Genomic DNA, 21,295 nt, shown 5'->3' with positions numbered 1-21,295 from the left:
TCAGAAGTAGCCCTCTCGCTTGCGGTCTTCCATGGCCGCTTCGGAAACTCGGTCGTCGCCACGAGTAGCGCCGCGTTCGGTCAGGCGCGATGCCGCAACCTCGGCCAGGATGGCCTCGTTGTCGGCGGCGTCGGACAGCACGGCGCCGGTAGTGGAGCCGTCACCCACCGTGCGGTAACGCACCGAGAGAGTCTGCAACTCCTCGTCGTCCTTCGGGCCGCCCCACACACCGGGCGTCATCCACATACCGTCACGCTGATAGACGGGGCGTTCGTGCGCGTAGTAGATGCTTGCGAGTTCTACGTTCTCGCGCGCGATGTAGCGCCAGATGTCCAGCTCGGTGAAATTGCTCAGCGGGAACACACGCACCTGTTCACCGGGGGCATGCTTGCCGTTGTAGAGATTCCACAGCTCGGGGCGCTGGCGCTTGGGATCCCACTGGCCGAATGCGTTGCGCAGCGAAAAGATCCGCTCCTTTGCGCGTGCACGTTCCTCATCGCGACGGGCGCCGCCGAAGACGGCATCGAAGCGGTTCTCCGAGATCGCGTCGAGGAGAGGCACTGTCTGCAGGGGGTTGCGGATTCCGTCGGGCCGCTCGGTGAGGCGGCCGTCGGCGATGTACTCTTCGACGCTCGCGACATGCAGCCGCAGGTTGTACTTCTCGACGACGTGGTCGCGGAATGCGAGCACCTCGGGGAGGTTGTGGCCGGTGTCGACATGCAGCAGCGCGAAGGGCAGTGGTGCAGGCCAGAAGGCCTTGATCGCGAGATGCAGCAGAACGGTCGAATCCTTGCCCCCCGAGAACAGGATCACGGGACGCTCGAACTCGCCCGCAACTTCGCGGAAGATGTGGATCGCTTCGGACTCGAGGGCGTCGAGGGTGTCGAACTTGTTGCCGTCGAGCTTGATTCGTTCTTCGTTGGGCTTCGTATCGATGAGTGTCATGAGGAGTGCAACCCGCATTCGGTCTTGGCTTGGCCGGCCCAGCGTCCGCTGCGCGGATCGGCCCCGGGAAGTGGCTTGTTCGTGCACGGGGCGCACCCGATGGACGGGTAGCCCTCGTCGACGAGGGGATTGACGAGAATCCCGTGCTCGTCGATGTAGTTCTGCATGTCCTCGTCGGACCATGCGGCGATCGGATTGATCTTCACGAGTCCGAACGCTTCGTCGAACGAGATCAACGGTGCGTTCGCTCGCGTCGGCGATTCGACTCGCCGGATGCCGGTGACCCACGCGCGATACCCGCTCAGGGACTCCTTCAGAGGCACCACCTTGCGCAGCCGGCAGCACTCGTTGGGCTCGCGGGCGAACAGATCCTTGCCCAGCAGTGCGTCCTGCTCGGCAACGGTCTGCTTCGCTGCGGCATTGATCACGTTGACCCCGTACACCTGCTCCACGGCGTCACGGGTGCCGAGGGTCTCGGGGAAGTGGTAGCCGGTTTCCAGGAACAGGACGTCGACGCCGGGGTGGATCTGGGCGGCGAGGTGCACCAGCACCCCGTCCTGCATGTTCGACGCGACGATGTACGAGTCACCGAACGTGTCCTCGGTCCAGCGAAGCAATTCCTGAGCCGACGCACCTGCGAGGTTTGCCGCCCCCTGCGCGGCGAGCTCTCGCAGGTCGTCGGTGGTGTGTGTCGATGTGGTCATCGAAGATCCGCCTCATCTGCTCGTACGGTCCACTCGGCGAAGCGTTCGCCTGCGTTCCTGTGCTTGATGAAATTGCGTACGATGCGCTCGATGTAATCGGTCGCCTCGTGCGCGAGGATGCGGTGCTGACGCAGCTTGCGTCCGAATCCGATATCGAACCCGAGGCTGCCACCGAGGTGTACCTGGAACCCCTCGATCTGGTTTCCGTCACCATCGTCGACCAGCATTCCCTTGAACCCGATGTCGGCGATCTGAATGCGCGCGCAGGAGTTGGGGCAGCCGTTGAAGTTGAGCGTGATCGGCACGTCCAGCTGGGAATTGAGCTCGGCGAGGCGCTTCTCGAGTTCCGGCACGAGGTTCTGAGACCGGCTCCGGGTCTCGGTGAACGACAGCTTGCAGTATTCGAGGCCGGTGCAGGCGATCAGGTTGCGGCGCCACCGCGACGGACGCGAGCTCAGACCCACGCCTTCGAGAGCACTGTCGAGGCCGGCGATCTTGTCGTCCGGAACGTTGACGACGATCAGCTTCTGGTACGGGGTCAGCCGCAGCGAGTCCGTGCCCGCCTCGTCCATCGCGTCGGCGATCACGTCGAGCGTCGTGCCGGACACTCGACCCGACACGGCGGAGAATCCGACCGCGTTGAGTCCGTTGGTCTGCTTGGTGAGGCCGACGTGGTCGATCGGATGGAGCGGTGTCTCGGGCGCCGGCCCATCGATCAGCGGCCGCTTCAGGTACTCCGTCTCGAGTACCTCGCGGAACTTCTCGATGCCCCAGTCCTTGATGAGGAACTTCAGACGTGCCTTGGAACGCAGCCGACGGTAGCCGTAATCGCGGAAGATCGCGACGACGCCTTCCCACACATCGGGGACCTCATCCAGCGGAATCCACGCGCCGGTGCGTTCGGCGAGCATCGGATTGGTCGACAGACCGCCGCCGACCCACAAGTCGAAGCCCGGGCCGTGTTCGGGATGAACGACGCCGACGAACGAGACGTCGTTGATCTCGTGTACGACATCGGGCTGTCCGGAGATCGCAGTCTTGAACTTGCGAGGAAGGTTCGAGTATTCGGGGTTGCCGATGTAGCGGCGCTTGATCTCGGCGAGCGCCGGGCTCGCGTCGATCACCTCGTTCGGGGACAGACCGGCGAGGGGGGAGCCGAGCATTCCGCGGGGGCAGTCGCCGCAGGCCTCGGTGGTCTCGAGTCCGACGGCCTCGAGGCGACGCCAGATCTCCGGCACGTTCTCGATCTCGACCCAATGGAACTGGATGTTCTGGCGGTCGGTGATGTCGGCGGTATCGCGCGCGAAATCCTTCGAGATGCCCGCGATCGCGCGCACCTGTGCGGTGTTGAGAACGCCGCCGTCGGTGCGGACCCGCATCATGAAATACGGGGCCTCGAGGAGATCGGCGTTGTCGTCGCCGGTCCACGTACCGTCGTATCCTTCGGCCCGTTGCGTGTACAGGCCCATCCAGCGGAAGCGGCTGCGGAGGTCCGCCTTGTCGATGTTGTCGAATCCGACATGCTGGTAGGTGTCGATGATCCGCTGTCGAACGTTGAGCGGGTTGTCGTCCTTCTTGGTCTGCTCGTTCGGGTTGAGGGGCTCGCGGTAACCGAGCGCCCACTGGCCTTCTGCGCGGCGCTTGGTGGGCTTCGCCGAGCGGCGGCGAGCCGGGGGTGCCGTGTCGGCGGCGGGAGCGACGTCGGTGGTCGACGACATGCAGTTCTCCTGGATTCGAAGGACCGGATCGAAGGCGCGAGGGGGCTGACCTCATGCGAACACGCCTCGACCCGGCGGGATCTGGGATGTGCCGGGGATAGTGCCGAAACTAGCGACAGGCGGCGCAGGGCAGACAGAAAGACGCACAGACACGCTTGAGGTCGACGTGGCGTCGCGCCACGAGTCGCACTCCGAGTCCGGTCATGGCGAACATTGTGCCATGTCACGGGGCTGTTTCCGAATCCGGAAGGCATTTCCACCAAAAATCGGGGAAATGTCGAGGTAGGCGCGCTGCGCCGACGGGAGCTCGCCGGGTCTCTGGAACACTGGAGGCTGTGAGTGAGACGAGAACCGGCAGTGCACTAGGTGCTGAACGCACTGCGCCCGGTGCGGGACACGGGTTCGAACTGCCGGCGAGCGCACTCGACGGCGTCGGCAGCAGACCGTTCGGGGTGTACGTGCATGTGCCGTTCTGCGCGACCCGCTGTGGTTACTGCGACTTCAACACCTACACCGCGGGTGAGCTCGGGTCCGCGGCCTCGCCCGAGTCGTGGCTGGAAGGACTCCGGCGCGAACTCGACGCAGGCGCCGAAATGCTCGACCGCAGCGGCCGCGGTACCCCGGCTGCGGAGACCGTGTTCGTCGGTGGCGGTACGCCGTCCCTGCTCGGCGCCGACGGGCTTGCCGACGTGCTGAGTGCGGTCCGATCGTCGTTCGGGCTCGCACCCGGTGCCGAGGTGACCACCGAATCGAACCCCGAGTCGACGTCGCCCGAGTTCTTCGCTCGGATTCGTGACGCCGGCTACACCCGAATCTCCTTGGGTATGCAGTCGGCGGCCTCCCACGTACTCGCGGTGCTCGACCGCACGCACACTCCGGGGCGTCCCGTCGCCGCGGCGCGTGAAGCTCGCGAGGCCGGATTCGGACACGTCAATCTGGACCTGATCTACGGCACCCCGGGCGAGACCGACGCCGATCTCGATGCGTCGCTCGATGCCGTGCTCGACGCCGGCGTGGATCACGTATCGGCCTATGCGCTGATCGTCGAGGACGGAACCGCACTGGCCCGCCGGGTCCGGCGGGGTGAACTCCCTGCGCCCGACGACGACGTACTCGCGTCTCGGTACGAACGCATCGACCGCCGGCTCGCGGAAGCTGGACTCACCTGGTACGAGGTCTCCAATTGGGCTCGCGCCGAGGACCGTTCGGCAAGATGCGGTCACAATCTCGGCTATTGGGAGGGCGGGGACTGGTGGGGGGCAGGTCCGGGGGCACACAGTCACGTCGGCGGAGTGCGCTGGTGGAACGTCAAACACCCCGGGCGCTATGCGGGCGTGCTCGCCGAAGGGCAGCTACCGGTTGCCGGTAGCGAGACCTTGACCGCTGCCGACATCCACACCGAATCGGTGATGCTCACCGTGCGGCTGCGCACCGGACTTCCACTGGCAGAGCTGGACGCCGGTGAACTCGACGCGGCGCGGACGGTCGTCGACGACGGCCTCGCCGTCGTAGCCGATGATCACCTGATCCTCACCGACCGCGGCCGATTGCTCGCGGACGGGGTGGTGCGGACCATCCTGCTCGGCACCGACCCGCGAATGAGCTAGAAAAACCGGGGTTCGCCGAGGATCTCGGGACCGGCCGGATCGGTCTGCTCGGGGGAGGCCGCTCCCGAGAGCGGGGCGAGTGCGTCGTAGTCGAAGACACGAGCGTGGAGTACCGGCCTGTTCCGTAGCGCGGACTGCACGGCCCGGTGCAGCCCGTCCTCGAGGTACAGCACCCCTTTCCACTGCACAGCGTGAGGAAACAGGTCGCCGTAGAACGTCGAGTCCTCCGACAGGAGTCGATCGAGCTCGAGAACCTTCGTGGTGGTGACGATCTCGTCGAGGCGAATCTGACGTGGAGGAATCCTCGACCAGTCGCGCAGCGACAGGCCGTGATCGGGATACGGCTTTCCGTCCCGGACGCCCTTGAAGATCATGCGCCCACACTACGCACGGGGTGGCGGATGGGTCTGTTCGGTTCCCGCACGATTAGACTGATCGGGTACGGCACACTGCGCCCGCGTGCATCGCGCGCGAGGTGCACGTGTTCGGGCATGCACGTGGGGAACGGAGGTGGGCAGATGTCGAGCACCGAGGAACGGAGATTCCAGGTTCTGCGGGCGATCGTGGCGGACTATGTGTCCACCAAGGAACCGATCGGGTCGAAGACACTCGTCGATCGTCACAATCTGGGTGTGTCGAGCGCAACGGTCCGGAACGACATGGCGGTCCTCGAAGCCGAGGGATACATCACGCAGACACACACCAGTTCGGGACGGGTACCCACCGACAAAGGCTACCGGCAGTTCGTCGACCGGATCTCCGAGGTCAAGCCACTGTCTGCGGCCGAGCGTCGCGCAATTCTGCAGTTCCTCGAATCCGGTGTCGATCTCGATGACGTGTTGCGTCGAGGGGTCAGGCTGCTGGCGCAACTGACTCGGCAGGTAGCCGTGGTGCAGTACCCGACCCTGTCGTCGTCGTCCGTGCGACATCTCGAAGTGGTCGCCTTGACCCCGGCGCGTCTGCTCCTCGTACTCATCACCGACTCCGGACGTGTCGATCAGCGGATCGTCGAACTTGGGGACGTCCTCGAAGACGACGACCTCGTGCGGCTACGCGATCTGCTCGGCAACGCGCTGAGCGGAAAGCGGCTCGCCGCTGCATCGATCGCGGTCTCCGAACTTGCGGAGGACGCACCGGAAGACCTTCGTGACGTCGTGATCCGCTGCGCCACCGTGCTGGTGGAAACTCTCGTCGAGCACCCCGAGGACCGGCTCGTGCTCGGCGGTACCGTGAACTTGACTCGCAACGCCGCCGATTTCGAAGACCTGCCCGGCATGCCGGGTTCGTTGCGGAACGTCCTCGAGGCACTCGAGGAGCAGGTGGTGGTCCTCAAACTGCTCGCTGCCAGCCAGGACGCCGGACGGGTCACCGTCCGAATCGGCGAGGAGACCCAAGTCGCCGAGATGCGCAGCACCTCCGTGGTGTCCACCGGTTACGGTGCGGCCGGGACGGTGTTCGGTGGGCTCGGTGTACTCGGCCCCACCCGGATGGATTACCCGGGAACCATCGCGTCGGTCGCAACCGTTGCGAGATATATCGGTGAGGTGCTCGGCGAGCGCTGAGCATGCCCAATTCTGTGTAGACGAAGTAAGGACGAGAACCAAACGTGGACTACTACGGGACGCTCGGCGTGTCCAAGGATGCGACCGACCAGGAGATCAAGCGGGCGTATCGCAAGCTGGCACGCGAGCACCATCCTGACGTCAACCCGGACGAGTCGGCGCAGAAGCGATTCCAGGAGATCTCTGCCGCGTACGAGGTGCTCTCCGACCCGGAGAAGCGGCGCATCGTCGACCTCGGAGGCGACCCGCTCGCGTCGGGTGGCGGCGCGGGCGCCGGCGGATTCGGCGGAGCAGGGTTCGGTGGCCTCGGCGACGTGTTCGAGGCGTTCTTCGGCGGTGGCGGGGGAGGCGGATCCCGCGGGCCTCGCGGCCGTGTCCAGCCGGGCGCGGACTCGTTGCTACGTACGCGGCTGACCCTGGACGAATGCGCCCGGGGGGTCACCAAGAGTGTGACGGTCGACACCGCGATTCTGTGTGACTCGTGCACGGGTTCCGGCACGCACGGCGATTCCAAGCCTGTCCGGTGTGAGACCTGTGGTGGCGCCGGTGAAGTGCAGTCCGTGCAGCGTTCGTTCCTCGGGCAGGTCATGACCTCGCGACCGTGCCCCACATGTCGCGGTGTCGGTGAGACCATCCCCGACCCCTGCCACAAGTGTGGCGGCGACGGCCGCGTGCGCGCCCGCCGCGAGATCACGGTGAAGATCCCCGCCGGGGTCGGCAACGGAATGCGTATCCGTCTCGCGGCGCAGGGCGAGGTCGGTCCGGGTGGCGGTCCGGCAGGCGACCTGTACGTCGAGGTCCAGGAACAACAGCACGACATCTTCGTCCGCGACGGCGACGACCTGCACTGCACCATTCGCGTGCCGATGGTCGACGCCGCCCTGGGAACTTCCGTGAGCCTCGACACGATCCTCGATGGAACCGTCGACATCACCGTCGACGCCGGAACCCAACCAGGCTCGGTGTCGGTCATTCGTGGGCACGGCATGCCGAAACTGCGCTCGGGCGCGCGCGGTGACCTGCACGCACACCTCGAAGTGGTGGTGCCGACCAAGCTCGACCACAAACAGACCAAGATCCTGGGTGAGTACCGGACCGTGAGCGACCGGGACCGTGTCGAGGTCGTGTCGAAGTCGTCTCAGCATTCGTCGGGGCTGTTCTCGCGTCTCCGCGACGCGTTCAACGTCCGCTAGGCGACCACGGTGGCTGCGACGCTGTTCTATCTGGACCCGCTGCCGGAGATCGGGGCGCTTGCAGTCCTCGACGGTAAAGAGGGCAGGCATGCGGCGACGGTGCGTCGCATCCCCGTCGGAGAACGGCTCGTGTTCTCCGACGGAAGGGGTGGCGTCGCCGACGTCGAGGTGACGGCCGTGGCCAAGGACCGGCTCGAAGCCACCGTCCTCCGGCGCGGCATGATCGAACCGCCGCGCCCGGTCGTGACCGTGGTCCAGGCCCTTCCGAAATCCGACAGGTCGGAACTTGCCATAGAACTCGCGACGGAGGCGGGCGCCGACGGGTTCGTGCCGTGGCAGTCGTCACGTTGCGTTGCGCGGTGGGATTCCAAGGCAGACAAGGGTTTGGCGAAGTGGAAGGCGACGGCGACGGCCGCCGCGAAGCAGTCCCGTCGGGCATATGTGCCCGAGGTGGACTCACTACACCGCACCGCCGAAGTCGTTTCCCGGGCGCGGGCGACCGTCGAACGCGGTGGTGTCGTCGCGGTGCTGCACGAATCGGCCACCGTTCCGTTCTCGTCGCTGCCCCTTGCGCAGGCCCCCGAACTCGTTCTCATCGTCGGCCCCGAAGGCGGGCTCGACGATGCGGAGGTCGAAGCGCTCGTCGGAGCAGGCGCGACAGCGGTCTCGCTCGGTCCGACGGTTCTGCGTACCTCGTCGGCCGCTGCCGTCGCGCTCGGTGCAGTGGGTGTGCTCACCGATCGGTGGGGCAGGCAGCCCCTGAGCTGATCGATAATGCTGGGTATGCCACGCCTCCGCATCGACTACGGTTCCGAGCCTGCCCAGTTCGGGCACCTGTACACCCCGCCCGGGGCTGACGGCCCGGTCCCTGTCGTCATGCTGATTCACGGCGGCTATTGGAGCGCCGACTTCCACCTCAATCTGGCGACGACGTTGGGTGCGGAACTCGCTCGGCGAGGGGTGGCGGCGTGGAACGTCGAATACCGTCGGGTCGGTGCCGGTGGGGCCTGGCCGGAAACGAGCGCAGACATCGAGGCGGCGCTCGCCGCGACCCGGACGTTGCTGCCCGCAGCGTCGCCGACTCCGCTCGATACCGGCGATGTCCGGATCGTCGGGCATTCCGCAGGTGCCCAACTTGCGCTGTGGGTGGCGGGGCAGCGGGAATGCCCGGTGCGGCCGAGTCGCGTGATCTCCCAGGCCGGGGCACTCGACCTCGCGTCCCGAGCCGCCACCCGGAGTGGGGGCGCCGCACTCGAAGCCCTCTTCGGAGCGTCTTATGCGGACGACCCGCAGGTCTATCGCGATGCGTCGCCGCTGCATCGGGTACCGAGCGGCGTGCCCACGGTCTGCATCCACGGCAGTGAGGACCTGCAGGTGCCGGTGGCTGCCAGCCGCGCCTACGCGACGGCCGCAGGCGCTGCCGGCGACCGGGTCGTGCTGTGGGAGGTACCTGGGGAAGGCCACAATGCCTTCCTCGACCGCAGCACTCGCAGCTGGGACCTCACGATGAAGGCGGTGCTCGATGAAGACCCGTGGCTCGACGAAGACCTGCCGGTGGGTTCGTGAATCGGTCCGCTGAGCGACTACTTTCTGGAGACGAGCTCGATGTGATCGTGTGGGCTTCGGTCTGCTGAGGGCAGCATCGTCGCGACCAGCAGAGTCCCGACCGCCAGTGCAATACCCCCGACAAGGCTCGCCTGCCCGATGGCGTCGGAGAACGCGGAGCCCGCAGCTTCTCGCAACGGTTCCGCGTGCTGCGAGGCAAACGGATTCGTGGCGAGTTCCTCCGCGACGATGGAGGCACCGCCCACGGAGTCGCCCGCTGCGGCAACGGCCAGTTCTGCCTGTTCGGCCATGGGACCCGTCAGCTGTCCGAACGGCAGCTCCGAGAGGAAGCCTGCGATCGACTGATGGTAGGTGGTGGCGAGAACCGAGCCGAGCAAAGCGATTCCGAGTGAACCACCGAATTCGACAGCGGTGTCGTTGAGTCCGCCGGCTGCACCGAGCTCGTTCTCGGGGAAACCGGCCATGATCAGGTCGGTGGCAGGCGGCGTGGATATGCCGATGCCGATGCCCAGGAGCAGCAGGCACGCAAGGTAGATCCCGTACCCGGAATCGGAGTGGGACTGCGTGAGCACCAGTACCCCGGCCGTAGCCGCAGCCATCCCGGCGGTCACCGTCACCCGTGAGCCGAAGCGGGGTGCGAGGCGAGAGCTTGCGGCCGCGCCCGCGGACACCGCCCCGGCGAGCGGAAGCAGGTGCAGGCCTGTTTCGAGCGGTCCGTAGTCCAGCACGAACTGGAACTGCTGCGCAACGAAGTAGATGACCCCGAAAGTTGCGAAGAACAAGAGCAACACCGCGATACACGCTGCCCCGACCGTCCGATCGGCGACCAGCCTGAGCTCGAGGAGTGGTTGCGGGTGCCGCAATTCCCACACGACGAATGCCACCGCTGCAGCGACGGACACCGCCATGATGCCGAGAGTCGCTGTGCTCCAGCCGAAGTGGAATCCGTTGATGATCGCGTAGACGAGACCGCCGACGGTGAGGATCGACAACAACCCCCCGATCCAGTCGGTGCGGTCGACGTTGTCTGCGCGGGACGGTGGGACGAGGATCAGGGAAGCGATTGCCGCGGCCGCGGCAATCGGCACGTTGATCAGGAATGTCGAGCCCCACTCATGTGATTCGAGTAGCCATCCGGCAAGCAGGGGACCGAGCGCGATGGCGAGTCCGGAGGTTGCGGCCCATGCCGCGATCGCGCGGGTGCGCTCGTGTGCCGGGAACATCGCCACGAGGAGCGAGAGGGTTGCGGGCATGATCACCGCAGCGCCGACCCCCATCGCGATGCGGGCGGCGATCACCTCGGTGGCGCTGTCTGCCAGGCTTCCGTACACGGCTCCGGCGGCGAACACCATGAGCCCGACGAGGAGTGCGCGTCGTCGACCGAACCGATCGCCGAGAACGCCGCACAGGAGCATCAGCGCCGCGTACGGAACGGTGTATCCGTCGATGACCCACTGCATGTCGGTGCTTGTGAGCTGCAGATCGCGAAGCATGCCGGGTGCCGCGACGATCAGGGCGGTGTTCGCCATCACCACGATGAGCAAGCTCAGGCAAAGGATTGCCAGGCCGGCCCAACGCCTGGGATAGGGGTCCGGTTCGGCGGTTTTCCGAGCATCCGGGACGGTGTCGGTCATGCGGTTCTCCTCGGGCAAGCCCGGACACCGGGCCGTAATTGCACAGTCATGTGCAATGTAACTAGTTGCACATGAGTGTGCAACTAGACTGGACGGTGAATCACATCTGTGGCGAAGCGAGGATGAGCAGCGTGGAGGAATCGGTCCCCAGTCCGCGGAAGCGTGCCAACGCGAACCGCTCGCGGATCCTCGACGCGGCGATGCGATGTTTTGCAGCGAACTCCGATGCGAGCATGGACGACGTCGCGAAAGCAGCAGGCGTGGTGCGACGCACCGTATACGCGCACTTCCCGAACCGCGACGCGCTCGTCGAAGGGCTCGCGGACGAGGCAGGGACGGCGCTCGCGGCGTCCGTCGAGCAGCCCGAGCCCGAGGATGCTGACGTGGCGCTTGCCGTCGGAGTGCTGCGCCTGAGTCCTGTCGGCGATCGATACCGGGTGTTGCTGTCTTTTGCCAGAAAGGAAGTCGGCGAGGAACGCATCGCCGAGCTGATCGCGCCGGTCCGCACCCACACGTGCGGTGTGGTGGAACGGGGACGCGCAGCGGGGGTGTTCTCCGCCTATCTGCCGACCGTTGTCCTCGTGGGGATGATGGAAGGCCTGACCATGGCCACGCTCGAACAGGCCAATCACGGGGTGGTCGACGATGCGAGCCGTGCCATGGCGCTCGGCGTGCTGGTCCTCGCCGGCGTGACTCCCGATCGCGCCGCCGAAGTGGTCGCATCGGCGCAGCGGTGGCTGCACGCAAGGGCGTGATTCCGGGGTCGCGATGCGGAGCCCGGGCGCCGGCCGCAGCAATGCCGTGAAGCCGCGCACCGTACGGCGCTAGACTGGGCTACGGACACGACGCCCGTCGTGTCCGTATCTGACCCGAAAGCAGGCCGTTCCGTCCACGTGAGTGAACCAGACCGCACACGCGACCCCGACGACGCAGGCCGGATCCCGGTCCGATCGAGCCTGGATCTTCCGCCAGAGGCTGCAGCTCCCCTGGTCGGCACAGCCGACGAGAACCTCATCGCACTCGAAGCGGCCCTTGCCGCCGACATCCATGTGCGAGGCAACACCGTCAGCCTCAGTGGTACGCCCGCTGACGTAGCCCTTGCCGAACGGGTGATCGGTGAACTGGTCACGCTGGTGCGCCGAGGTCAGCAACTGGGGCCCGATGCCGTGCGCCGCACCGTCGGAATGCTCACGAACGGGCTGTCCGAGTCGCCGGCGGAGGTGCTCAGCCTCGACATCCTGTCGCGACGTGGAAAGACGATCCGTCCGAAGACGCTCAATCAGAAGAGGTACGTCGACGCGATCGACGCCAACACGATCGTGTTCGGTATCGGTCCGGCGGGCACCGGCAAGACGTACCTGGCGATGGCGAAGGCAGTGCAGGCTCTGCAGGCCAAGCAGGTCACCCGCATCATCCTCACCCGACCCGCGGTCGAAGCAGGTGAACGCCTCGGGTTCCTGCCGGGAACTCTCCACGAGAAGATCGACCCGTATCTGCGTCCGCTGCACGATGCCCTGCACGACATGATGGATCCCGAAGCGATTCCGAAGCTCATGCAGGCCGGGGTGATCGAGGTCGCGCCGCTGGCGTACATGCGTGGTCGGAGCCTCAACGACGCCTTCATCATCCTCGACGAAGCGCAGAACACCACTGCTGAGCAGATGAAGATGTTCCTCACCCGTCTGGGCTTCGGGTCGAAGATCGTCGTGACCGGCGACATCACTCAGGTGGACCTGCCCGGGGGCGCCCGGTCGGGTCTCGCCGCTGTTGCCGAAATCCTCGACAACATCGACGACATCCACTTCGCACGGCTCGACAGCAGCGACGTGGTGCGTCACCGGCTCGTCTCCGACATCGTCGACGCCTACGGGCGCTTCGAAGCCGAGCGGGCCGGCGAAACGGGCATCGGCAACCGAGCCCAGCGTCGCGCCGCACAACACCGGATCCAGCGCCGGTGAGCATGCCGCACAACCCGAATCCGTCAGAAGTGCAGAAGGAACGACAGTCATGAGCATCGAAATCTCGAACGAGTCCGGGATGGAGGTCGTCGAGGAAGAACTGCTCGACGTCGCCCGTTTCGTCATCGCCCGAATGGACGTGCATCCCGCTGCGGAACTGTCGATGGTGCTCGTGGATTCCGACACCATGGCCGATCTGCACGTGCGTTGGATGGATCTGCCCGGACCCACCGACGTGATGTCGTTCCCGATGGACGAACTCGAGCCTGGAGGCCGACCGGACGCACCCGAGCCGGGCCCGTCCATGCTCGGCGACATCGTGTTGTGTCCGTCGTTCGCCGCAGACCAAGCGGAGAAGGCCGGTCATTCGCTCGACCACGAACTTGCTCTTCTCACGGTGCACGGAATGTTGCACCTGCTCGGCTACGACCACGCCGAGCCGGAGGAAGAGAAGGAGATGTTCGGCCTCCAGAACCAGTTACTCGCCGAGTGGTACGAGGAACTGCGCCTTGCCGAGCGTGACGCACGGCTTGCCGCGCGCGATCAGCAGCTGCTCGGAAAGGCCGGATTCGTCGACAATCCGGAGATCTGAGCCGTGTCGTCGGAAGATGGGACGCGATGTGAGACCACCGGCATCGCCGCTGGAGTGAGGCCGGCGTGAGCACCGTGATCTCCTACGTCCTCGCGGTACTGCTCGTCGTGATCGGCGGGCTCTTCGCGGCCATCGATTCTGCGCTCAACACGGTCTCGCCTGCGCGCGTGGACGACCTCGCGAAGGAAGGCCGTGCGGGTGCCCGCCGGCTCCGCGCAATCCTCGACGACCGGCCTCGATACGTCAATCTTGCCGTGCTGCTTCGTATTCTGTGTGAGCTCACGGCGACAGTCGTGCTCGCCGGGGAGCTGCTCGGTCATTTGAATCGTACGGCGGCTCTCGTCATCAGTGCCGCGGTCATGGTCGTGATCGACTATGTCGTGATCGGTGTGGGGCCGCGGACACTCGGCAGGCAGCACGCCTACACGATCGCACTTACCGCTGCTTCGCCGCTGCGCGTGCTGGGTGTGGTCCTCGGCCCGATCAGCAGGGTCCTGATCCTCGTGGGTAACGCCGTCACCCCCGGCCGAGGGTTCCGTAACGGCCCGTTCGCCAACGAGATCGAGCTGCGCGAGCTCGTCGACCTGGCGCAGGAACGCGGAGTGGTGGCCGATGACGAGAGACGGATGATCCAGTCGGTCTTCGATTTCGGCGACACCACCGCGCGCGAGATCATGGTTCCCCGACCGGAGATGGTCTGGATCGAGAGCACCAAGACCGCAGGGCAGGCGACCTCTCTCGCCGTGCGCAGCGGACATTCCCGCATCCCGGTGATCGGCGAGAACGTCGACGACATCTGCGGGGTCGTCTATCTGAAGGACCTCGTACAACAGACCTACGACGCGAGCGACGGCGGCCACAGTGTCTCGGTCGCTGAGGTGATGCGTCCGCCGGTGTTCGTGCCCGATTCGAAGCGTCTCGACGACCTCTTGTCCGATATGCAGCGCGACCGCAATCATATGGCCGTGCTCGTCGACGAATACGGCGGCATCGCGGGTCTGGTCACGATCGAGGATCTCATCGAGGAAATCGTGGGCGAGATCGCCGACGAGTACGACGTCGGGGAAATCCCCGATATCGAGGCTCTCGGTGATGGCACCTATCGTGTCTCCGCGCGCCTCCCGGTCGAAGATCTCGGCGATCTGTTCGGCATCGAGATCGACGACGCCGAGGTCGACACCGTCGGCGGACTACTCGGCTACGAACTCGGGCGCGTTCCGCTGCCGGGGTCGCAGGTGCACACCCACGGACTCATCCTGCGCGGCGAAGGCGGCCCGGATGTCCGCGGCCGCGTCCGCGTCAATACCGTGTTCGTCCGGCGCGTTCCGGAATCCGACGACTCACCCACCTCACGAAAGGAGGACGGCGCGTGCTCTGCATCGTGAACGAGGACGTAGCAGCGTCGAACACCAGATGGCAGAACACAGTATGAGCGACTCCGAATTCCGTTCCGGATTCATCTGTTTCGTGGGGCGTCCCAATACCGGCAAGTCGACGCTGACGAATGCTCTGGTGGGCAGCAAGATTGCCATCACGTCGTCGCGACCGCAGACCACTCGCCATACGATTCGAGGAATCGTTCACCGTGACCACACGCAGTTGATCCTCGTGGACACGCCGGGACTGCACCGGCCCCGGACCTTGCTCGGTCAGCGGCTCAACGACCTCGTACGCGACACATACTCCGAGGTCGACGCCATCGGCATGTGCTTTCCCGCCGATGAGAAGATCGGCCCAGGCGACCGCTGGATTCTCGAACAGGTCCGCACCGTGGCGCCGCGCACTCCGCTGATCGGCATCGTGACCAAGATCGACAAGGTGGGCAAGGAGCAGGTCGCAGCGCAGCTACTCGCTGTGTCGAAGTTGCTTGGCAGCGAGACCGACGTGGTTCCCGTATCGGCGACCTCGGGGGAGCAGGTCGAAGTCCTCGTCGACGTTATCGCCTCGCACATGGAGCCGGGGCCTGCCTTCTACCCCGACGGTGAACTCACCGACGAACCCGAAGAAACCCTCATGGCGGAGCTGATTCGAGAGGCGGCACTCGAGGGCCTCGGCGACGAGCTGCCACATTCGCTTGCCGTGGTGATCGAGGAGATCCGAGAGCGTGAGGGGCGCACCGAGAAACAGGGTGAGATGCTCGATGTGCACGCTTTGCTCTACGTGGAACGCCCGAGCCAGAAAGGCATCGTCATCGGTAAAGGTGGCGCGCGTCTGCGCGAGGTCGGCACGGCGGCGCGCACTCAGATCGAGAAGCTGCTCGGGGTGAAGATCTTCCTGGATCTGCATGTCAAGGTCGCCAAGGATTGGCAGCGGGATCCCAAGCAACTCGGTCGCCTCGGATTCTGACCCCCGTCGCTGCCGCGTTCGGATGATCTTCCCGATGGAAGACGTAGATGTCGGATATGTCCGATGGAGCTAGGGTCTCCGCATCGTTGTCGATGCGGAGGTCCGAATGCGTGTATATGCCGCTCTTGCGGTTGCCGCGGCGTCGCTGCTCTTCGTCGCCGGGTGTCTCGCGGAAGACGAAGTCGCGGTGGGTCCGGTCACGTTCCCTGCGGGAGAAGAGATTCTCGTCGACCTGTCGATGAAGCCGAGCAACGTCGGTGGACGCAGCAGCCCATTCTTCTCCGGATATCGCCCACAGGTGTCCTTTGCGTCGGCGGACGCGATCACCTGCACGATCAAGGGGCCTGCGCATGGTGAGCCGTTCGCACCGGGGACGAGGTCGACCGTTCCGATCGTATGCACAGCCGAAGTCACCGTCGATTCGGAGGACGTGGAAGTCGGTGTCCTGGAGGGCGGTAGGGAAGTGGGTAGCGGAACGGTGCAACTCTGAGGAAGACGTAGCGTAACGCGGTGGATCAGGGTTGCGTTGCTCCCTGGAGCAGGAGGAGTGTCGCGGCGGCAAGATCCGCGCCGGACCCGGTCGACAGACGCCGCAGTTGCAGTCCGGCGATCGTCGCGACCAGGATCGGCCCGATCACCTCCGCGTTCGGGACGTCGAGGGCGCGGAGAATCGCCACGGTCAGTGCGTCGTACGCTGACCAGCATTCGTCCGCAGTTGCACGCAGATCCGGATCCCGGCCCGCCTGGATCCACAGTTCGTACGGTGCGATCCGTTCGGCGGTGAATGCGAGATCCTCTGCGACCCGCTCGGTGAGAGCCGCGGCTTCCATGACCGACAGTGTCTGGGAACGATACGTGTCGGCGATCGTGCGCAGTCGTTCGGTCTCTTCATCGACGAAGGTCGTGAGCGCCGCCTTCAGCAGATCGGATTGGCTGGGGAAGTGGTAGGTGATCGACCCCAGCGACACCTCGGCGCGGGACGCGATGCGCCGATTGGTGATTCCCGCGATTCCGTCCGTTCCGACGAGATGCAGTGTTGCCTCGATGATTCGGTGCCGGGCATCGGTGGCCACGACTACCACCACCTGACCGGGCTCTGTTCGTCCCAGCGCAATACCGATTCGAGTTGCGCTGCGAGCGAGACGAGCATCGGCTCGGAGTCGTCGTGCCCGAGAAGTTGTGCACCTACGGGCAATCCTTCGTCGGTGAAACCGGCAGGAACGTTCACTCCGGGCCATCCGAGTACGTTCCAGGGCCACGCATACGGGCACGCTGCGGTGATCACCTTGTCGGTGGCCCAGCCACCGAGGCCGTCGATCGCACCGATCGGCGGCGGCGGTGTCGCGGTAGTAGGTGTGAGGACGACATCGACCCGGTCGAATATCCGGCCGACACGGCGCCGCAGCCTGGGCTCGGCGGCTCTCGCGGCGCGAAGCGGAAATCCGTGCAGGAGTTTGCCGGTGCGGGCATTGCCACGTGTGCGCGGGTCGGTCAGGGACGGGTCGGACAACGCGCTCACCCAGTCGTTGATTCCGGCCATCGACCGCGGAAGAAAATTCAGACCGAACATGATTCCGTAGTCCGGGTCGGCGAGGATCACCTCGTGTCCGAGATCGCGGAGGGTCGCGGCGAGTGCGGTGATGCGGACACGTACCCGAGGATCGAGCTGTCTCGGCGTGGCGGTGAACGGAAGCTTCAGTGACAACGCGATTCTCAGTCGTCCGGGGTCGCGTCCTACCGCGTCGGAGACGGCCATCGGCTCGCGCCGATGGAGATCGCCTGCGCGATTGCCGCTCACCACGTCGAGGAGAAGCGCAGCGTCGGCGACCGTGCGGGCGAGTGGTCCGTGCGTGGTCAGCCCATAGAACGCCTCGGGATGGGGCCACATCGAGATCCGACCGCGCTGCGGCTTGATGCCCACCAGATTGGTCCAGGCGGCCGGGATCCGAACCGAACCGGCGCCGTCGGAGCCGAGTGCTGCGGGGACCAGTCCGGCGGCGACCGCCGCGGCGCTCCCGCCGGATGATCCGCCAGGTGTGTGCCCCCGTGACCAAGGGTTGCGTGTGTATCCGTAGGTGGAGTTCCCGGTCAGGGGCCACTGACCGACCTCGGAGGAATGGGTCTTGCCGACGATCACTGCACCGGCGTCGCGCAGACGGCGGACCACCTCGGCGTCGTCGTTGCGAACCGGGAGTTCGCCCGGGCAGCCGAACGCTGTGGTCTCACCGGTGACGTCGGTGTCGTCCTTGACTGCGATCGGGACGCCGAGCAGGGGACCGCGTTCGCCCGCGGCGCGGCGTCGATCGGCCTCGGCTGCCTCGGTCAGCGCTGCTTCCCGCCGTGCGACGCGGAAAGCGTTGAGTGTGGATCGGCTCGCGTCGATCCGGTCGAGTGCGACGCGGACGAGTTCGACCGAGGTGGCGATGCCGGCGTCGAGTGCGGCAACGGTCTCGGTCAGCCCGGCGGATCGGGTGGTTACGTCGTGCGTGGTCATGCATCCCCCAAGTTGTTCGTTCGAACGAACAGTAACGCGTTTCAGTATCGGTGTCGAGGTTCCCGACGCGGGGTCGCGCACCGCGAAGGCGTTGTCGTTGCGACATGACACACTCGGATGCGTGAAGTTGTACAGGGACAACGCTGTGGTGCTGCGCCAGCACAAGCTGGGTGAGGCCGACCGCATCGTCACCCTGCTCACCCGCCGTCACGGGCTGGTCAGAGCCGTCGCGAAGGGGGTTCGCCGCACCCGCTCGAAGTTCGGTGCGCGCCTCGAACCTTTCGCTCACATCGATGTGCAGTTGCACCCCGGGCGCAATCTCGATGTCGTCACCCAGGTCCAGACACTCGACGCGTTCGCAATCGGCATCGTGGACGACTACGGGCGCTATACCACCGCGTGTGCGATTCTCGAGACGGCCGAACGCCTTGCCGGCGAGGAACGCGCTCCCGTTCCGCGGCTCCACGGGCTGACCGTCGGTGCCCTGCGCGCGGTGTGCGACCGCACGCGTCCTCCGGAGTTGGTGTTCGACGCCTACTTGCTGCGCGCCATGCTCTACGCAGGCTGGGCACCCGCGATCACACACTGTGCCCGTTGTGACCGTCCGGGACCACACACGGCGTTCCATGTAGGAGCGGGCGGTGCCGTCTGTGTCGAATGCAGGCCGCCGGGAGCGGCGACGCCCGCGCCGGGAGTGCTGGAGCTGATGGATGCGCTCAATCGGGGGAACTGGGAGGTCAGCGAATCTGCATCGGCCTCGGTACTGAGTCAGACGAGCGGTCTGATCGCTGCGCATCTGCAATGGCACCTCGAGCGTCAACTACGGACACTGCCGCTCATCGAACGTGGCGGTCCGCACGCGGGCGGGAGCCCGGAAGTCGGCGTCAGGCAGGATGGAGACCGTGATTCGACGACGCGAACCGCACCGACCGGCTGACCGCACCATCCGCCCACCAGACCCGCATCCGTCGGGGGCGCGTGCCCCGATCATCCAGCCCGAGCTGATTCCGCAGCACGTCGCGTTGGTCATGGACGGAAACGGTCGCTGGGCGCAGGAGCGCGGATTGCCGCGCACCGCCGGCCACGAACGAGGCGAAGCAGTTCTCATGGACGCCGTGTGCGGCAGCATCGAGGTGGGCGTCAAGTGGTTGTCCGCGTACGCGTTCTCCACCGAGAACTGGAAGCGCAGCCCCGACGAGGTCCGGTTCCTCATGGGTTTCAACCGTGACGTGATCCGCCGCCGCCGCGACGAGATGCACGAGATGGGTGTGCGCGTCAGGTGGGCCGGGCGTCGCCCGCGCCTGTGGCGCAGCGTGATCAAGGAACTCGAGATCGCCGAGGAGCTCACCAAGGACAACGACGTGATGACTCTCGTCATGTGCGTCAACTACGGTGGCCGAGCCGAGATCGCCGATGCGGCCCGCGAGATCGCACGTCGCGTCGCGGCCGGCGAGATCGATCCCGAGAAAGTGACCGAAGCGACGGTGGCCCGCTATCTCGACGAGCCCGATATGCCCGATGTCGATCTGTTCCTTCGGCCGTCAGGGGAACAGCGGACCTCGAACTTTCTGCTGTGGCAATCGGCTTACGCCGAAATGGTATTCCAGGACAAGAACTTTCCCGACTTCGACCGACGCGACCTCTGGTCGGCCTGCGTCGAGTACGCGTCCCGCGACCGTCGGTTCGGCGGTGTGAAATGACGGTTTTCCGAGAGCGGATTGCCGGTCTGCTCGCCCCGTTCGTCGACCTGCGCACCTCCGGGCCGAATGGCGACGACGCCCTCGGATTCGATTACGGCGCGGTCCCGTTCGCGGCACAGGTGGTCACCCTCACCGACGGGCTCGATGTCGTGTCGCTCACCGGGGTCCTCGGCTGGGACCTTCCCCTCGACGACGACGTGCGCGCTCGGGTGGTCACGGCTGCCGACGCCGTGCAGTTCGGTTCGGTTCATCTGATCGAACGAGACGCCGAGGCCGACGTCGTCCTGCGTTACTCGTTCCCCATCAGCGGCCTCGAAGACACCGCACTGACGACGATGCTCCTGCTGGTACTCGACGGTGCTGCGAGCGCTCGGGAGGCCGTCGGCGCAGGCGCCGGTTCTACAGACGAAACGCCATGACCGATCAGTCCTCGGCGAATGCGCAATCCTTGCACGTGCCGAAGATCTCGATGGTGTGACTGACGTCGACGAATCCGTTCGCGTCGGCCATCTCGTGTGCCCAGCGCTCGACCTCGGGTCCGTCCACCTCGACGGTGAATCCACAGCGGCGGCACACGAGATGGTGGTGATGACCCGAGGAACAGCGTCGGAACATCGACTCCCCGGTATCGGTGCGGAGCACATCGACGCTGCCCGCCTCGGCGAGCGACTGCAGTGTTCGATACACGGTGGTCAGGCCGATCGCGTCTCCGCGCTTGCGGAGTTCGTCGTGGAGGTCCTGGGCCGTCCGGAACTCTTCGGTGTCGTCGAGCAGGGCGACGATCGCGCTGCGTTGTTTGGTCGAGCGAACCCCGACGAGGGGCTTGCGGGCGGAGGTCAAGGTGGACGTCAACCTTCCTGTTCAGGTGTTCCCAGGGCGATTGTGCCCTGGGCGGTAGGTTCCTGGGCATGGGCGACAGCGTCGACGACGATGTGGGCGAGATGTTCGTCGGAGAGTCGGTAGAGGACTTCACGTCCGGATCGGTCTCCGCGGACGACACCGGCGGTCTTCAGGACACGTAGGTGCTGGCTGATCAGTGGTTGGGTGACGCCGAGTGCGCCGACGAGCTCGTGCACGCATCGCGCGGATTCCCGTAATTGAAGGACGATCGCGATTCTGATCGGCGCGGACAGTGCACGGAGCAATTCGCCCGCGGTGACCAAAGTGTCGGGGGGGATCGGCTGCCGGATCTCGCAGGGTTCGTGCGGTTCGGAAGTGCGAGCGCTCACCGTGCAGTCGTGTTGACCGGAGTCGAGACTCAAGGATGCTCCTTCGG

At 65.7% G+C, this 21,295-nt stretch carries 23 protein-coding genes; 14 read left to right on the top strand and 9 right to left on the bottom strand.

What is annotated here, in order from left to right:
- From cysD to MWU77_RS08890, 3 genes are read right to left on the bottom strand one after another with little or no spacing between them, the layout of a single operon-like run.
- Positions 1-945 carry a sulfate adenylyltransferase subunit CysD gene (gene cysD, locus MWU77_RS08900; protein ID WP_169686182.1) on the bottom strand — a complete coding sequence of 315 codons (945 nt, stop codon included), beginning with the start codon at positions 943-945 and terminating at the stop codon, positions 1-3.
- Complete coding sequence (locus tag MWU77_RS08895; protein WP_169686184.1) at positions 942-1,649, bottom strand: phosphoadenylyl-sulfate reductase; 708 nt, start codon at positions 1,647-1,649, stop codon at positions 942-944. Before MWU77_RS08895 ends, cysD begins: the two co-directional genes overlap by 4 nt.
- On the bottom strand, positions 1,646-3,367 hold the full coding sequence (locus tag MWU77_RS08890) for a nitrite/sulfite reductase (protein ID WP_247273489.1): 1,722 nt from the start codon (positions 3,365-3,367) through the stop codon (positions 1,646-1,648). The genes MWU77_RS08895 and MWU77_RS08890 overlap by 4 nt, the downstream gene beginning before the upstream one ends.
- 407 nt (positions 3,368-3,774) lie before the next feature.
- Between MWU77_RS08890 and hemW the strand changes: the two genes are divergently transcribed.
- A complete protein-coding gene (gene hemW / locus MWU77_RS08885) occupies positions 3,775-4,974 on the top strand; it encodes a radical SAM family heme chaperone HemW (protein WP_247273581.1) in 1,200 nt (399 codons plus the stop codon).
- On the opposite strand, the gene MWU77_RS08880 is transcribed toward hemW, so the two are convergent.
- A complete protein-coding gene (locus MWU77_RS08880) occupies positions 4,971-5,348 on the bottom strand; it encodes a type II toxin-antitoxin system VapB family antitoxin (RefSeq protein WP_169686190.1) in 378 nt (125 codons plus the stop codon). The genes hemW and MWU77_RS08880 overlap by 4 nt on opposite strands.
- 144 nt (positions 5,349-5,492) lie before the next feature.
- Between MWU77_RS08880 and hrcA the strand changes: the two genes are divergently transcribed.
- The 4 genes from hrcA to MWU77_RS08860 are packed head-to-tail and all read left to right on the top strand — an operon-like array spanning position 5,493 to position 9,295.
- Positions 5,493-6,536 (top strand): heat-inducible transcriptional repressor HrcA, encoded by a 1,044-nt coding sequence (gene hrcA, locus MWU77_RS08875; protein ID WP_169686192.1) that lies wholly within the window; start codon positions 5,493-5,495, stop codon positions 6,534-6,536.
- A 44-nt stretch (positions 6,537-6,580) separates the two neighbouring features.
- Positions 6,581-7,729, top strand: a complete 1,149-nt coding sequence (gene dnaJ, locus MWU77_RS08870) for a molecular chaperone DnaJ (RefSeq protein ID WP_169686194.1) — start codon at positions 6,581-6,583, stop codon at positions 7,727-7,729.
- Between the two features lie 9 nt (positions 7,730-7,738).
- Positions 7,739-8,497 carry a 16S rRNA (uracil(1498)-N(3))-methyltransferase gene (locus MWU77_RS08865; RefSeq protein ID WP_169686196.1) on the top strand — a complete coding sequence of 253 codons (759 nt, stop codon included), beginning with the start codon at positions 7,739-7,741 and terminating at the stop codon, positions 8,495-8,497.
- A gap of 15 nt (positions 8,498-8,512) precedes the next feature.
- Positions 8,513-9,295 carry a S9 family peptidase gene (locus tag MWU77_RS08860; RefSeq protein ID WP_169686198.1) on the top strand — a complete coding sequence of 261 codons (783 nt, stop codon included), beginning with the start codon at positions 8,513-8,515 and terminating at the stop codon, positions 9,293-9,295.
- 17 nt (positions 9,296-9,312) lie between these two features.
- Here the strand turns inward: MWU77_RS08860 and MWU77_RS08855 are convergent, their stop codons facing one another.
- Complete coding sequence (locus MWU77_RS08855; protein WP_247273488.1) at positions 9,313-10,929, bottom strand: MFS transporter; 1,617 nt, start codon at positions 10,927-10,929, stop codon at positions 9,313-9,315.
- Between the two features lie 122 nt (positions 10,930-11,051).
- Here MWU77_RS08855 and MWU77_RS08850 point away from each other — a divergent pair, with 122 nt between their 5' ends.
- The 6 genes from MWU77_RS08850 (at position 11,052) to MWU77_RS08825 (ending at position 16,315) form a co-directional block, all read left to right on the top strand.
- Complete coding sequence (locus MWU77_RS08850; protein WP_169686843.1) at positions 11,052-11,684, top strand: TetR/AcrR family transcriptional regulator; 633 nt, start codon at positions 11,052-11,054, stop codon at positions 11,682-11,684.
- Positions 11,685-11,822: 138 nt separating this feature from the next.
- Entirely contained in the window at positions 11,823-12,887 is a 1,065-nt protein-coding gene (locus MWU77_RS08845; RefSeq protein WP_169686202.1) for a PhoH family protein, read from the top strand.
- 49 nt (positions 12,888-12,936) lie between these two features.
- Complete coding sequence (gene ybeY / locus MWU77_RS08840; RefSeq protein WP_247273487.1) at positions 12,937-13,479, top strand: rRNA maturation RNase YbeY; 543 nt, start codon at positions 12,937-12,939, stop codon at positions 13,477-13,479.
- 65 nt (positions 13,480-13,544) lie between these two features.
- Positions 13,545-14,864, top strand: a complete 1,320-nt coding sequence (locus MWU77_RS08835; protein ID WP_247273486.1) for a hemolysin family protein — start codon at positions 13,545-13,547, stop codon at positions 14,862-14,864.
- A gap of 43 nt (positions 14,865-14,907) precedes the next feature.
- On the top strand, positions 14,908-15,825 hold the full coding sequence (gene era, locus MWU77_RS08830) for a GTPase Era (protein ID WP_247273485.1): 918 nt from the start codon (positions 14,908-14,910) through the stop codon (positions 15,823-15,825).
- A 106-nt stretch (positions 15,826-15,931) separates the two neighbouring features.
- Positions 15,932-16,315, top strand: coding sequence for a hypothetical protein (locus MWU77_RS08825; protein ID WP_247273484.1), 384 nt, complete (start codon positions 15,932-15,934; stop codon positions 16,313-16,315).
- 25 nt (positions 16,316-16,340) lie between these two features.
- Here MWU77_RS08825 and MWU77_RS08820 read toward each other — a convergent pair whose 3' ends face one another.
- Both MWU77_RS08820 and MWU77_RS08815 read right to left on the bottom strand, forming a co-directional pair.
- Entirely contained in the window at positions 16,341-16,898 is a 558-nt protein-coding gene (locus MWU77_RS08820) for a TetR/AcrR family transcriptional regulator (protein ID WP_169686212.1), read from the bottom strand.
- Between the two features lie 2 nt (positions 16,899-16,900).
- On the bottom strand, positions 16,901-18,319 hold the full coding sequence (locus tag MWU77_RS08815; protein ID WP_169686214.1) for an amidase: 1,419 nt from the start codon (positions 18,317-18,319) through the stop codon (positions 16,901-16,903).
- A 121-nt stretch (positions 18,320-18,440) separates the two neighbouring features.
- On the opposite strand from MWU77_RS08815, the gene recO reads away from it, so the two are divergent.
- From recO to MWU77_RS08800, 3 genes are read left to right on the top strand one after another with little or no spacing between them, the layout of a single operon-like run.
- Positions 18,441-19,256, top strand: coding sequence for a DNA repair protein RecO (recO, locus tag MWU77_RS08810; protein WP_247273483.1), 816 nt, complete (start codon positions 18,441-18,443; stop codon positions 19,254-19,256).
- Positions 19,213-20,019, top strand: a complete 807-nt coding sequence (locus tag MWU77_RS08805) for an isoprenyl transferase (RefSeq protein ID WP_169686218.1) — start codon at positions 19,213-19,215, stop codon at positions 20,017-20,019. Before recO ends, MWU77_RS08805 begins: the two co-directional genes overlap by 44 nt.
- The gene (locus MWU77_RS08800) at positions 20,016-20,438 is read left to right on the top strand and encodes a hypothetical protein (protein WP_247273482.1); all 423 of its coding nucleotides are present in this window, start codon (positions 20,016-20,018) and stop codon (positions 20,436-20,438) included. Before MWU77_RS08805 ends, MWU77_RS08800 begins: the two co-directional genes overlap by 4 nt.
- A 4-nt stretch (positions 20,439-20,442) precedes the next feature.
- Here MWU77_RS08800 and MWU77_RS08795 read toward each other — a convergent pair whose 3' ends face one another.
- Together MWU77_RS08795 and MWU77_RS08790 are read right to left on the bottom strand one after the other, a co-directional pair.
- The gene (locus tag MWU77_RS08795; RefSeq protein WP_169686844.1) at positions 20,443-20,859 is read right to left on the bottom strand and encodes a Fur family transcriptional regulator; all 417 of its coding nucleotides are present in this window, start codon (positions 20,857-20,859) and stop codon (positions 20,443-20,445) included.
- Positions 20,860-20,867: 8 nt separating this feature from the next.
- The gene (locus MWU77_RS08790) at positions 20,868-21,281 is read right to left on the bottom strand and encodes a metalloregulator ArsR/SmtB family transcription factor (protein ID WP_240958882.1); all 414 of its coding nucleotides are present in this window, start codon (positions 21,279-21,281) and stop codon (positions 20,868-20,870) included.
- Positions 21,282-21,295 lie beyond the last annotated feature (14 nt).

The organism is Rhodococcus sp. F64268 (assembly GCF_023015605.1).
Classification (GTDB): Bacteria; Actinomycetota; Actinomycetes; order Mycobacteriales; family Mycobacteriaceae; genus Rhodococcus.
Note: the sequence above shows the minus strand (reverse complement) of the source record. Positions and strands in the feature narration are given on the sequence as shown.

What these genes read in the sequence shown, in the direction of transcription:
- MWU77_RS08825 (WP_247273484.1), top strand. Translation starts at nt 15,932, where the DNA reads ATGCGTGTATATGCCGCTCTTGCGGTTGCCGCGGCGTCGCTGCTCTTC.
- MWU77_RS08850 (WP_169686843.1), top strand. Translation starts at nt 11,052, where the DNA reads ATGAGCAGCGTGGAGGAATCGGTCCCCAGTCCGCGGAAGCGTGCCAAC.
- MWU77_RS08805 (WP_169686218.1), top strand. Translation starts at nt 19,213, where the DNA reads ATGGAGACCGTGATTCGACGACGCGAACCGCACCGACCGGCTGACCGC.
- MWU77_RS08815 (WP_169686214.1), bottom strand. Translation starts at nt 18,319, where the DNA reads ATGACCACGCACGACGTAACCACCCGATCCGCCGGGCTGACCGAGACC.
- ybeY (WP_247273487.1), top strand. Translation starts at nt 12,937, where the DNA reads ATGAGCATCGAAATCTCGAACGAGTCCGGGATGGAGGTCGTCGAGGAA.
- MWU77_RS08800 (WP_247273482.1), top strand. Translation starts at nt 20,016, where the DNA reads ATGACGGTTTTCCGAGAGCGGATTGCCGGTCTGCTCGCCCCGTTCGTC.
- MWU77_RS08895 (WP_169686184.1), bottom strand. Translation starts at nt 1,649, where the DNA reads ATGACCACATCGACACACACCACCGACGACCTGCGAGAGCTCGCCGCG.
- cysD (WP_169686182.1), bottom strand. Translation starts at nt 945, where the DNA reads ATGACACTCATCGATACGAAGCCCAACGAAGAACGAATCAAGCTCGAC.
- MWU77_RS08860 (WP_169686198.1), top strand. Translation starts at nt 8,513, where the DNA reads ATGCCACGCCTCCGCATCGACTACGGTTCCGAGCCTGCCCAGTTCGGG.
- MWU77_RS08890 (WP_247273489.1), bottom strand. Translation starts at nt 3,367, where the DNA reads ATGTCGTCGACCACCGACGTCGCTCCCGCCGCCGACACGGCACCCCCG.
- MWU77_RS08855 (WP_247273488.1), bottom strand. Translation starts at nt 10,929, where the DNA reads ATGACCGACACCGTCCCGGATGCTCGGAAAACCGCCGAACCGGACCCC.
- hrcA (WP_169686192.1), top strand. Translation starts at nt 5,493, where the DNA reads ATGTCGAGCACCGAGGAACGGAGATTCCAGGTTCTGCGGGCGATCGTG.
- MWU77_RS08880 (WP_169686190.1), bottom strand. Translation starts at nt 5,348, where the DNA reads ATGATCTTCAAGGGCGTCCGGGACGGAAAGCCGTATCCCGATCACGGC.
- era (WP_247273485.1), top strand. Translation starts at nt 14,908, where the DNA reads ATGAGCGACTCCGAATTCCGTTCCGGATTCATCTGTTTCGTGGGGCGT.